The following is a 12,893-nucleotide window of genomic DNA, read 5'->3' on the forward strand; positions in this document are numbered from 1 at the left end:
AACATTTCCTGCGACCATAAATCCGAAATCCGCAGTCTGAATCACAGATCTTGCTTCTTCATCCTGCGATGTGCCTAAAGTTTTTTGCCACAGTTCATCTCCGAATTCGTTGATTCTGATGAGCCAAATATCAGATCCTCCTTTAGAGGCATCTTTTTTGTCTAAACCTTTTCCTGAATAAGAAGTTCCCGCCAAAAGAAATCCTCCTTCTTGGGTTGCAACCGTTGCCGATAAAAAGTCATGATTCTGTCCCGAGAAATATTTTTCCCAGACTTCTTCTCCCTGTTGATTCAATTTAACAAGATGAAAATCGTAACCGTTGTTTTGTTTTGAAGCTGCCGATGACACTGCAGTTTTACCTGCCACCTGAATACTACTACCTGTAATAAGATACTGTTGGTCAACCGTTGTGGTAACTTGTGAAAGAAAATCCTGAGTAGAGGATTTAATATCCTTCTGCCATACCACATTCTGAGCAAATGATACAGCGGTTGTGCATACGAAAAACGCACTCGTGTAGAGCTTTTTCATGATTTGGGTTTTAATAATTTTTGCTAATTTAACTTGTTTTTAATAAACATTAAAATCTCTTAAATTAGAATTATAACGGTTTATTATTGATATTTTATTAACAATAAATACATAATAAAACAAATAACAAAACAATATGTTTTTAAAATTACTTATTTTTAAATATTACGTCCATTATTTTAATTTCAAAAAATAAGTTAAATATTCATCACATGTCGAATAATTAATTAGATTTGATACATTATTAATCTTAAAAAATACAAGTGATGACAGAAAGTAAAAACAACATCGTAACCCACGGTTTGAGTTGGAAAGTAGGAGACCTATTGGTATTTAGCCAAAGAAACGGCAAAAGCGTAGTTCCTAAAGCACCCAAAGAAATGGCAGGCGAATTGTCACAACACAGACCCGAATCATAAGCATAATCCGGCAACCTGTCATTAATTAATCCTATTTATGAAGCTTAAAATTAGTTTTCTATTTATCATTCTGTCTCAATTTTTTATCTCTCAACAGGGAAAAATAATTAATAACCAATCAACTGCTTTCGAAATTTCAGATAAAAATGATTCTATAGAGTTTATTGTTTATGATACTCAATTAGAGCAGAAAAAACCAGTCTTTCTATGGTGTCAAGGTTCACTTCCCTACCCGATTTATGTCAATTCAAAAGAAGAAGGACTTTGGATTATTGGTGGCGGAATTACAAATTTCGATGTAAAAAATATTGTGAAAAATTATCACTTGGTTATCATTTCAATGCCTAAAACACCTTTAATAGCCGATGAAAAAGACATTAACGAATCTTATTGGTATTACGGAAATTCTAAAAATAAAAATAAAAATCAACCTACTTTAGAATTTCAAAAAGCAGATTATTTAGAAAACTACGTAAATCGTGCGCAGAAAGTCCTGAAATTTTTAAATAAACAAAAATGGGTAGACCGTTCAAAATTGATTGTCGCAGGTTCTTCTCAAGGCTCAAAAGTCGCTACTAAAATCGCAATTGCCAATAAAAATGTTTCTAAATTGGGTTTATTTTCAGCAAATCCATTTGGAAGAATTGATCAGAATATCAGAGAATATCGAAAAGAAGCTGAGCAAAAAGAAATTTCATGGGAAGAAGCCGATAAACGGATTGAAGAAGAATATCAAATATTCAGAGATGCATACAACCCCAAAAAGTTAGCCGAAAAGCCAGAGCTTCTTGCCTGGAGATCTTTCTCAGTTCCCCTATTGGATGATTGGTTACAATTCAAAAAACCAATTTATTTGGCATACGGAACTCATGATATTGCAAGTGATCTGAATGACCTAGTTCCGCTCTATTTTATCAGAGAAAACAATAATAATCTGACATTGAAAAGATATTTAAATCTTGAACATAATTTCTTCGAAGTAGAAAATGGAAAAGTCAATCATGAAAAACCACATTGGGAAGAAGTGATGAATGATTTTGTGGAGTGGACGTTGAAATAAAAGCAAAAAACTATTACTGACATCTTAATTTTGATCATTTATTAGTTGATAAACTTCTGGTATTGCACATGCAGTTTTAATTTGAATGTTTTCACACTTATTCTCTTCATACCATTTCAACCACTCTATTTTATCTTTTTTAAATACACCAATGGGATAAGTTCTGGAATAATTCATAATATGCTCCACTGATACTGGCGCATAATTATAAATGAAAATAACTGATTTTCTGAATGTTTCATCTTGAGAAATAGCAATATTACTTTCCACAATTTTAATGTGATAAAAAAATGCTTCTTTAAATCTTAGATTTTCGTTACAATTATTGTTTTGTCCAAAATTTTTAAATGAAATAAAAATTAATAAGAATAGAATTAATTCTTTTTTCATGACACTGGAGTTTTAATATATCTTTTAAATGTACAATAAAATATGTTTTAAATTAGCTTAAAAACAATCTCTCATTTAAAAACCGTATCTGTATAATATATTACAGTTACAAGTATTAATTTTAAATTAGAATCACAAAATCCATCCATTTTTTTCCAAAAAAAAACCACCTAAATCAGGTGGCTTTCATTATTATTTAATAATAATTAATACCTTCTTACCGGAAGTATAGTAGTTCCCATACTTTTAAGGGTTGATGATAAAATAACTTCAGGAGTAGGAATTCCGAATGTTTGATAAAAAATAGAATACGCCGAGTTTCCGTCAACTTGCGTAGAAGACCATGCACTCGAGCTTATGGAGATATTTCCCTTCTTTAGTTCTTTATAAAGTGTTAACAATTCCTGACTGGAAGGAAGGAACCAATCGGATTGTCCATTCAGAACAAGGTTATCACAAAGTTTCGCAGCACAGTTAGCGCTAGAATTTGCACTAACAATAATATTCGTGTTTTCAAGACCTTTTCCGAAATCAGGATAAGTACCGGAAATAAATGTCCCCATATTTCCCCATTGTCCTCCTACTCCACCGGAACTGTAATTAAGTGTTGTAGGATGAATTTCCATAAACCTCCATCCATTTACATATTCGCCTTTATCATAACCAACATATCCGCCTCCGGGTCCGAAATAACCTGTTGTTTTAAAACTTGTCTCTGCAGTGTATGTATAAATACCTTCACCTGTTTTTATGAATCCTCTCACATAATAGGTTGTATTGGGTTGTAACGTTCCAGACTTTACCTCAAAGTTTGTAGAACCTTGTGCAATAGTTGTCACAGAAGTATTGTTGACAACCGTAGGATTTGGTGTTGTACCATAAACAAATCCGGGAGTTTCACCTTGTCCATCTTGTTGTACAATATTAGCTCTGAATACTGCCGACGTAGGAAATATTTCTGTTGTTGTACGTAAACTGATTGTTTTCGGAGGTGTCGAAGGAATAGGATTTGGAATATTAATAAATGTAGAATCATCAGAATCACTTCCGCCACATGAATTAAGAATCATTACCATTAAGGTAAAAAATAAAAATTTGTATTTCATCATTAAAAATTTGCGACTAAAATACTTATTTTTTTCAACAAAAAAAGAATTATTTTTCAAGCTGAAAATTTACAATTCACCAACAAAAAAAAACCACCGAATTTCGGTGGTTTCATTATATAAAATAAAATCTAAATTTTAATTGATCAATTCAAATCTCGCATATTCAGCGATCTTCTTAGGAAGCTTAATTCCTTCTTCAGTCTGATTATTTTCAAGCAAAGCTGCCATAATTCTTGGCAATGCCATTGCAGAACCATTTAAAGTATGTACCAACTGAGATTTTCCGTCTGCTTTGTAACGGCATTTCAATCGATTTGCCTGGAAAGTTTCAAAATTAGAAACCGAACTTACTTCAAGCCATTTTTCCTGAGCAGCACTCCAAACTTCAAAATCGTAAGTCATTGCAGAAGCAAAACCTGTGTCACCACCACAAAGTCTTAACACTCTGTAAGGCAATTCAAGATCTTCTAAAATTCCTTTGATGTGCTCTACCATTTCTTCCAAAACAGCATAAGAATTCTCAGGTTTTTCTAATCTTACAATTTCTACTTTTTCAAACTGGTGAAGACGGTTCAGACCTCTTACGTGAGCTCCGTAGCTTCCAGCTTCTCTTCTGTAACACTGAGAGAATGCCGTATTTTTAATCGGAAGATCTTTTTCATCCAACAAAACATCACGGTATAAATTCGTCACTGGAACTTCCGCTGTAGGAATTAAATACAAATCATCTGCGTTGATGTAATACATTTGTCCTTCCTTATCCGGCAACTGCCCCGTTCCGTAACCTGAAGCTTCATTCACAACGTGTGGCGGATTTACTTCAAGATAACCTGCATCAGTATTTTTATCTAAGAAATACTGAACTAAAGCTCTCTGCAATCTTGCTCCTTTCCCGAAGTACACAGGGAAACCAGCTCCGGCAATTTTCACACCCAATTCAAAATCAATCAGGTTGTATTTTTTTGCCAATTCCCAGTGAGGAATTGCTCCTTCACCTAAACCTTCCACATCATGAGACTGATAAATAATTTCGTTATCATCTGCAGAAACACCTGCTTTTACCAATTCGTAAGGAACGTTTGGAATCTGATACAAAATTGTAAGCAAAGATTTCTCAACGTTTTCTAGCTGTGTCTGTAATTCTTTACTCGACTCTTTGAACTGTGCTGTTTTAGATTTGGATGCTTCAGCTTCTTCTCTTTTTCCTTCTTTCATTAAAATACCAATTTCTTTGGAAATTTTATTGATCTCGGAAAGTTGTGAATCTAATTCAAACTGAATTCTTTTTCTTTCTTCATCGGTAACGATAGCCTCGTCTACCAACTCAAGATTCTTGAATTGTCTTTTTTGAAGACCTTCTAAAACGCGTTCTTTATTGTCGCGCAAAAAATTAACCTGTAACATAAATGTTTAATGTTTAAAAGTTTAAGGTTTAAGGTTGAGTTGCATTGAACTTTGAACCCTGAACTTTGAACCGTTCGTGCAAATTTAAGATTATTTTATGATTGTAGCCACATTTGGCTGATCGGGAACTTTTGTAAATACCAATTGGTTGTTATAAAGCACTCTCGAAACTTCGAAAACGGTGGGTGAGGAATGATAAAATATTTCGAGCTTATCCTGAACTACAGGAGCATTCTGCGTTTCTGATATCTTTTTAATCAAAGAAACCTGAATTTCCGATTTGTAAATTTTACCTCCATCAGAAGTGTCTTCTACAAACTGTCTTGTTGCGCCTGCAAGATATTCCAGATAATAAGTAGAATCAGCGAGCATTTTTCGGCTATAGCTTACATTTACATTATCTTTTTCCGCTAATTCATCTGTAAAAGTAACTCCGGTATAAGAACCAATTTCTGTAGGTTTCAAAAGGTCTTTTCCGGAAGAATCTTTAATGTAAAGATTAAAAAGCTGGTCTATTTTCTGCAGAGAATCTTCATCACTTCCGCAACTGAGAAGCGTGAGACTGATAAGCGTCAAAACAAGAAATATTTTCTTCATTCCTACAAAGATAAATTATTAATGAAAAATAAGTTTATTGATTTTCAAAATATTTCTGATACCAAAGTTCAAAAGTCACCAATTGCCAGATTTTTACGCAGTCGTATTCGTTTTTTTGATTGTTCCACCATTCATCGATGACCTCCGGTTCGAAAAAATTTCTCTTTTTTAAGCTGTTCAGATTTCCAAGAATAAATTCTCTTACTTTCAGGTCGGTTTTAATGAAATGAGCAAGTGGAAAAGAAAATCCACGCTTTGGCATTTTTAAAATTTCTGGATGCACATATTTTTCGGCAACTTTTCTTAAAAGCGGTTTATTCTGAATTCCGTTGTACCGTAATTTTTCAGGCAAAGAAGAAACATAATCAATCAAATCGTTGCTCAAATAAGGATAACGAAATTCTACACCATATTTCATTGCGCTCAAATCATCTCTGAAAACATGATGCGAAGACAGAGAATATTTCATATCATACTCAAAAAGACCTTGATAATCTTTCGTTTCTGATAATTTTTTATCTTTTAAATTCGTTTTAACTGTATTAAAAACAGCATCAGAAAAAACATTTTTAGCCTCAAAAGGCTTCATACCGACCTGACTTTGCCTGAAAAAATCAAGCATATTATCCTGAGAAAAATAATTTTTCACTTTTCTTGAAAAATTATCATTGGTGAAAATAAAATGACGGATAAAATTAAAATTCTTCATCGAAAGCCATTTATTAAGCTTTAAAGAATGAGAATAGCCCGCAAAAAGCTCATCAGCTCCATTTCCGCTTAAAACAACTTTAAATCCTTTATTTTTTGCAAATTCTGCAGCATTCATCAATACTTCAAGGCTACTGTAAGGCTCTTCAAAATGCTGAATATTTTCTTTTAATTGGTTTAAAACTTCATCATCGGAAACTTTTTTTACATTATGCTGAATATCAATTTTTTTAGCCATTAAAGATGCATTTTTCACTTCACTTTCCGAAAACTGATAAGAAATAGTAAATGCATTGATGTCATTTTTAAAAGGTTTAGCTTTCGCAGTAATCAAAGTAGAATCTATTCCGCCGCTCATCATACTTGTTACGGGAACATCTGCAAAAAGCTGTTCTTTTACGCTTTCAGAAAGTAACGCATCTACTTTTTTAACCGCTTCTTCTTCGGTTACATTTTCTAATTTTTCAGTCGGAAAACTCCAATAAAATTGTTTTGAAGCGGTAAAATCATTTAAATCAAACAATAAAAAAGAAGCTGGCTCGAGTGAAAATATATTTTGAAAACATGTTTCAGGAGCTAAAGTCGTTTGAAAAAGAAAGTTGGTATAAACTCCGTTCCAATTGATTTCAGGTTTGATATATTCATTTTTCAGAATAGATTTTATTTCGGAAGCCCAAACTAAAGCATTTTCATTTTTAAAATAAAACAAAGGCTTCAAACCAACCCGGTCTCTTCCAAGGATCAGTTTTTGTTTTTCTAGATCGACCAAAGCAATCGCAAACATCCCGTCAAATCGGGAAAACATTTCCGTTCCCCACTCTTCGTAAGACTTTAAAATAACTTCCGTATCCGAATTGCTTTTAAAATGATAACCTAAAGCTTGAAGCTCTTTTCTGATTTTTTTAAAATTATAAACCTCACCATTGAAGGTAATCGTTATTTTTTCATCATCAGAAAGCATCGGTTGATGACCTTTTTCAGACAAATCTAGAATTGAAAGTCGGCGAAAACCTAAAGCGATTTTCGAATTTGTTTTATTTAAAACAGGAAAAACTTCTTTAATTTTTTTCGTAGAATCATTTCCTGAAAAAGATTCTCCTTTCAATCCATCAGAAATCCAGAATCCCTCATCATTCGGACCGCGGTGACGGATTGCGTTATTCATTTCTAAAATATTTTCAGAAGAAATTTCGTTCTTAAATGAATAATAACCGCAGATGCCGCACATAAGTTGTTGATGGTTTTTTAGTTGACAGTTGATGGACAAAAATTTAATGTACTATGATTTGCTGTACATTTTGAATCTTGTCTTTCAAAAATAAGTGAAACGGCTTTGTTTACCTTTATTTTAGTAATTTTTAAAAATTCTTTGTATATCCTTGCGTTGTTTAATCACTAAGAGAGACAAAGTTTTTATAGAAATTATTATTTAGGATAAACAATGGCATTTCATTTATCAAAGAAATACAATTGATTAAATATTATTTAATAGATTGGTAAAAATAAGGATTTGGTATTAGATTTAAACAGGAAAATATCAATTGCTTTTCTTAGAAAAAGTTTTAATCAATGTATTAATTTCATCTTTAGAAATAATATAATCTTTGATTTTAAAATCGGTAGACTGATAAAATTTCCAAAATAATATGCTTGCCGAAATTACATACGACAAGGTCGTTACAAAACAGGCGCCCCAAATTCCCCATTTTGGAATGGCAAAAAAAGAAAAAATAACTGTTATCAATAATCCGACAATCGATTTTATATTTAATATTTTCAATTCTTTAATTCCTGAAAAATAATAGCCAATCATGTCACTTAATGCAATTGCCAAAATTCCGGGAGCTAATAAAAGCATGATGAGCTTAGTTCCACTAAATTCTTTTCCAAAAATAAACGGGTACACAAAATCCGGAATAATCAGAATTCCTAAGACAAAAACAAGCATTAATGTGAATGAAAGCTTAAGTGAAGATTTCGTTTTAACAATAGACTCTTCCCTGCTCTTGCTATTTACAACGTCAGAATAAAGAACGACCGCGATACTTCTTGTAATCGTCCATATTGCTTCTGAAAATGTAATTCCGATAGAAAAGATTCCGACGACAGCAATTCCTTCAAAGTATTCTAGAAAATAAAAAGAAAGTCTGTAGTTTAAAAACTGAATAAATGCGCTCAACTGGGTTTTCCAGCCATATTCGAACATATTGATGAATACCGATTTTGAAAATGAAAATTCTGAAAATTTACATTTTTTCAGGATCAGAAAAAGACTGGTTAGAAATAAAAATATTAAGCAGAAAATCTGCGCTAAAAAGTAAACAGAAACGTCTTTCAGTTTAACAATATAAATCAGAATTGCAATAAACAAAACATGTACAAGCTGCTGTAAAACGGTATAAATATTGAAAAACCGAATGTTCTGCGTCCCAATAAACAGACTAATATTCGTTGATAAAAGCGATGAAAGAACAGAAATACCAATCAAATAATACAAAAATTCATTCTGAATAGCCGCAAAACTGAATATCAAAGGAACTGCAGTTCCTACAATGAGCGACCAGAGGTAAGAATAAATCAAAACCTGCTCTACCTTAAATTTTCTGGCAAAATAAGAGGTGCTGCTTCCCGAAAAAATACTGCTGAAAAAACTAACCAGAGCAACATTGGTAATGACAATTGAGATCGTGCCTTTTCCTTCACTTCCCCACATGTTGGTAGAAAAGATGACCAGACCAAAGCTCAAAATCAAAATCAAGAACCTCGAAATAAAAGTCTGAACAACTTTAAGCTGCTTCATGGGTTGTTTTTTGGTAAAGAATTTTTGATAAAGTTAACAAAAGAATTTTTGATTATTTCCCAATTGTAATTTTGCATAAACTCTTTTCTGGCATTGTTTGCATGATGATCGTACAGTTGCGGTTCATTAAGATAAGCTTCAATATGATCTGCAATTTTTTTAGAATCTTTCGGATTCACCAAATATCCAAAACTGGAAACATTCATGTGTCTTTTTATTCCCTTCAAGCTTGAATAAATAATCGGTTTTCCGGCGCCCATGTAATAGAATAATTTGATGGGCAGCGAATGGTGATTTTCAAAATTAAAAGCTCTTAAATCAAAACAAATATCGGCATCAGCAAAAGCTTTTGTAAATTCTTCGAAAGAAGTTGGTTTTCTTATCTCAATATTTTTCACCGAAGATTTGGCAAGAATATCCGAGAAATAAATTTCGTCCGCTTTTTTTCTTGCAGAACCAACAATCAGTATTTTGATATTTAAATGAGGATTGCTTTTGTGAAGTTCTTCAACTGCATTGAAAAAATTTCCGATTCCTTTATCTTCTGAAATTGCGCCTGTGTAACAAAGCGTTATTTCGTTTGGCTTTAATTCTTTAATATTTTCAGAAACGAATCGTTCATGAGGATAATACGGCAAGATAATTTTCTTTTTAAAAGGAAAAAAATAAGCCAAAGGAAACTTTTTGGTCTCTTCACCAAAGATAAAATAAGTGCTTAAAAAACCTGCGTACAACTGAATCAGGAAAAATTTTATTCCGTGAACAAATTTCATCAGAAAACTAAAATCCTGAAGCATCGACATCGCAGGATACCATTCCGTAATATCGTAAACGATACTTACTTTTTTCGTTTTACGAAATTTGTTTGCAGCAAATACGGCAATCGGTTCAGAACAAACGATGCAATCTGCCTTAAAAGAATTGCAGACTTCTATAAATTTCTGAATTTTTGTTTGTACAGATTGATTTAAAATATCAAAAGATTCTATCTCAATACCATCAATTTCTCTTTTAAATTCGGTTGTTAAACTACAAATTTTCACTTCAAAACCAGATGTAATCAATTCTTTTGCCTGATGAAAAAAGATTCTGTCATCATCATAATTATGTGCAGTGGTTAAGAATAAAATTTTTGGCATGAAACTTTTAGTTGTTGGTTGTTAGTTGATAATCTAAAAATCAATGTACTAACAACAAAAATATATTATTAAATATTTTCAGGATTTTAATTAAAAAATTCCTCATCAGTTTCTACGAATCAGAAACCAAGAGGAATTTTCATTATTTTATTAAGGAATTATTTTATCGTAACTGCCCAACTTTTGCTGAAAGGCAATAAAAAGTTTCCTAAAAATTCTAAATAGGTATTTTTTGAGAAATCAAAAACTTCGATTTCTTTTGAAAGTTCTCCGCTTCTGATCTTATTTTTAAAATCGATAAGTTTTAAGGTTTTTACTTCCCCGTTTTCTACAAAACTGGCTTTCATTCTGTCGAATAATCCTAATTGGTATTCTTCGTCTATCTCTCTCATTATTTTGCCTAAAGCATCGATGCTGCAACCAGAAGCCATTTCTTTTTCTTCGTCTACACAGATAACGATAAACTGATTTTTTTCGATTTTAAAAGATGATGAAAGCGGTTTTCCGTGCGCTGCCCAACCTGCCAGGAAATCGTATAATTTCTCTGTAATTACTTTAGCTTCTTTTGTAGTGAAAGGTCTTGATGCGGGATATATAATAACTCTGTAATCGTTTGCTTCAACAATATTAGATTCTTCAATTTTCATTCTGAATAAATTTAAATAGTAAAATTACGCATTTTTCCTGAGTTGGAAACCATTGTATTTTTTGCTTAATGCATACAGAAGTACAATAAAAAGCATAAGAACAAAGCCTAAAAAGAATCTCAGATTAGCACTGTCCGGGAAAAATACAAACTTGATATAAATATTGATAAAGAACAATAAAGACAAGATCCGGATCCACCAATCTTTTGAAAAATAGAAAGTTGACCCAACTAAAATCAATGAAGCCAAGCTTATTTTTTTAAAGTTGATCAATTTAAATAGTAGAAAATCAAAATACTTCTGAAAATTAAAATCTGCTTTTTCAGCTGAAATTATTGGTCTTCTGTAAAAGAAACTGTCATAGAAAAGGTCTTTCCAACCGGGATAATTGTAGTATTTAATAATCGCAACATAGATAATCGCAATTGAAAATCCTTGAAGAATTAAACTATAATTGATCTGTTTATTTTCTTTAAAATATTTAAAAACGAAAACTACAAACAGATAACTCATTGCAAACAGCACATAATCTGGCCTGATTAAAACGCAGCAAAGAAGGAAAATAAACTGTAATAATTCAGATTTTTTTTGCAGCAGACTAATGATAAAAAACATTAGAAAGACAAAAACGAACATATCCGGCGTGGGATTTTGCGCCATGTCTCTTACCGGAGGAAACCAAAATACAAATAAGGAAAGTAGCGGTGCAATAAAATAGTTTTTGGGAAACAATAGTTTTAAAATATAAAACATCAGTAAACCACAAATAAAATAGGAAAATATATTGACCATAAGAACCGAAAGAGGTCCTGTAAATCCTAGTTTATACAATACATAAACTGCAACATTAAAACCTATTTTAATCTTATAATAGGGCAATTGCTCGCCAAAGGCTTTATAATCTGCGTAGAAAACTTCATTGGCATGATTATAATGAAGAATATCGTTGAATTCTGTTTTTGAAGCCTCTTTTTCAATATCAGAATATACCTTTTCCTGTGCTTTTTTGGCATCATCAGGAAATTCCCAGGAATAAACGCTGCCTAAATATCCAGGCATATCCCAATCATAAACCCTATTCTGATAGCAGGAAAAAGTAAGAAAACTTAGACCTATAATAAAAAAAAGAAAGGATAAACCCCATTTTAAATTCATATGTAGATTTTATTTTTTTTAAAGGACATATGCAATCGTGGTTTCTATATCAATATCTGGGTTTCAAAATCACGGCGATTTCATAACTCAAGATTTATCCTTCTAGGAAAATATTTATAAATCTTCAGCTTCTGCCAAAAGTTCTACGATATCTTTTACTTCTACTTCCGTATTTTTATTGAAATGTTTTACACCGTCAGTCAACATGGTATTACAGAAAGGGCAACCTGTTGCAATGATCTTCGGCTCGAAAGAAAGCGCTTCTTCTGTTCTTTCTACATTGATATCTTTTTTCCCTTTTTCAGGTTCTTTAAACATCTGTGCTCCACCTGCACCGCAACAAAGACCATTGGTCTTGCAACGTTTCATTTCAACCAATTCGGCATCCAGCTTTTCTAAAAGCATTCTTGGAGCTTCATACTCATCATTGGCTCTTCCCAAATAACAAGGGTCGTGGAAGGTAATTTTTTTACCTTTAAAACTTCCGCCTTCAATCTTCAGTCTGCCTTCATTCATCAATTCTTTTAAAAATTGAGTATGATGAATTACTTCGTAGTTTCCACCTAAATTAGGATATTCATTTTTAAGGGTATTGAAACAGTGCGGACAAGCCGTAACGATTTTTTTTACTTCATAAGCATTCAGAACTTCAATGTTCGTCATTGCCATCATCTGGAAAACAAACTCGTTCCCTGCACGTTTTGCAGGATCACCTGTACAGCTTTCTTCCTGTCCTAAAACAGCGAACTCAACGCCTATTTTATTTAAAATTTTGCAGAATGCTTTGGTTATTTTTTTGGCTCTATCGTCGAAACTTCCAGCGCAACCTACCCAGAAAAGAACTTCCGGAGATTTGCCTTCCATTGCGTAATCCGCCATTGTTTTTATATTGAAATCCATTTTTTTTAATTTGAAAATGTGAGAATTTGAGAAT

Annotated in this window: 12 protein-coding genes and 1 pseudogene; 2 read left to right on the forward strand and 11 right to left on the reverse strand. The window is 32.4% G+C overall.

Translation table 11 applies throughout. The annotated features are described in order from the left end of the window. Positions 1-531: pseudogene (locus tag OEW74_RS00005) on the reverse strand (T9SS C-terminal target domain-containing protein); the annotation flags it as partial. 266 nt (positions 532-797) lie between these two features. Between OEW74_RS00005 and OEW74_RS00010 the strand changes: the two are divergent. Then, entirely contained in the window at positions 798-950 is a 153-nt protein-coding gene (locus OEW74_RS00010; protein ID WP_265426533.1) for a hypothetical protein, read from the forward strand. Positions 951-987: 37 nt separating this feature from the next. Beyond that, positions 988-2,010, forward strand: a complete 1,023-nt coding sequence (locus tag OEW74_RS00015; RefSeq protein WP_265426534.1) for an alpha/beta hydrolase fold domain-containing protein — start codon at positions 988-990, stop codon at positions 2,008-2,010. 24 nt (positions 2,011-2,034) lie between these two features. Here the strand turns inward: OEW74_RS00015 and OEW74_RS00020 are convergent, their stop codons facing one another. From OEW74_RS00020 to OEW74_RS00065, 10 genes are all read right to left on the reverse strand, one after another. After that, a complete protein-coding gene (locus OEW74_RS00020) occupies positions 2,035-2,400 on the reverse strand; it encodes a hypothetical protein (protein ID WP_265426535.1) in 366 nt (121 codons plus the stop codon). Between the two features lie 206 nt (positions 2,401-2,606). Then, on the reverse strand, positions 2,607-3,506 hold the full coding sequence (locus OEW74_RS00025; protein ID WP_265426536.1) for a hypothetical protein: 900 nt from the start codon (positions 3,504-3,506) through the stop codon (positions 2,607-2,609). Positions 3,507-3,644: 138 nt separating this feature from the next. After that, positions 3,645-4,913: a serine--tRNA ligase gene (serS, locus tag OEW74_RS00030; RefSeq protein ID WP_204532063.1), complete on the reverse strand. Its 1,269-nt coding sequence runs from the start codon at positions 4,911-4,913 to the stop codon at positions 3,645-3,647. 90 nt (positions 4,914-5,003) lie between these two features. Continuing rightward, positions 5,004-5,510, reverse strand: a complete 507-nt coding sequence (locus tag OEW74_RS00035; RefSeq protein WP_265426537.1) for a hypothetical protein — start codon at positions 5,508-5,510, stop codon at positions 5,004-5,006. 34 nt (positions 5,511-5,544) lie between these two features. Further along, a complete protein-coding gene (gene asnB, locus OEW74_RS00040; RefSeq protein WP_265426538.1) occupies positions 5,545-7,446 on the reverse strand; it encodes an asparagine synthase (glutamine-hydrolyzing) in 1,902 nt (633 codons plus the stop codon). A gap of 309 nt (positions 7,447-7,755) precedes the next feature. Continuing rightward, positions 7,756-9,018, reverse strand: coding sequence for a polysaccharide biosynthesis C-terminal domain-containing protein (locus tag OEW74_RS00045; RefSeq protein ID WP_265426539.1), 1,263 nt, complete (start codon positions 9,016-9,018; stop codon positions 7,756-7,758). After that, the gene (locus OEW74_RS00050; protein ID WP_265426540.1) at positions 9,015-10,157 is read right to left on the reverse strand and encodes a glycosyltransferase; all 1,143 of its coding nucleotides are present in this window, start codon (positions 10,155-10,157) and stop codon (positions 9,015-9,017) included. The genes OEW74_RS00045 and OEW74_RS00050 overlap by 4 nt, the downstream gene beginning before the upstream one ends. A 158-nt stretch (positions 10,158-10,315) precedes the next feature. Then, positions 10,316-10,804: a hypothetical protein gene (locus OEW74_RS00055; protein ID WP_079465465.1), complete on the reverse strand. Its 489-nt coding sequence runs from the start codon at positions 10,802-10,804 to the stop codon at positions 10,316-10,318. A 24-nt stretch (positions 10,805-10,828) separates the two neighbouring features. Then, positions 10,829-11,959, reverse strand: coding sequence for a hypothetical protein (locus OEW74_RS00060; protein WP_265426541.1), 1,131 nt, complete (start codon positions 11,957-11,959; stop codon positions 10,829-10,831). A 114-nt stretch (positions 11,960-12,073) separates the two neighbouring features. Continuing rightward, positions 12,074-12,859, reverse strand: a complete 786-nt coding sequence (locus tag OEW74_RS00065; RefSeq protein WP_265426542.1) for a (Fe-S)-binding protein — start codon at positions 12,857-12,859, stop codon at positions 12,074-12,076. Positions 12,860-12,893: the final 34 nt, after the last annotated feature.

Origin of the sequence: Chryseobacterium sp. YIM B08800 (assembly GCF_026163565.1) — a bacterium.
In the GTDB taxonomy this organism is placed as follows: Bacteria; Bacteroidota; Bacteroidia; order Flavobacteriales; family Weeksellaceae; genus Chryseobacterium.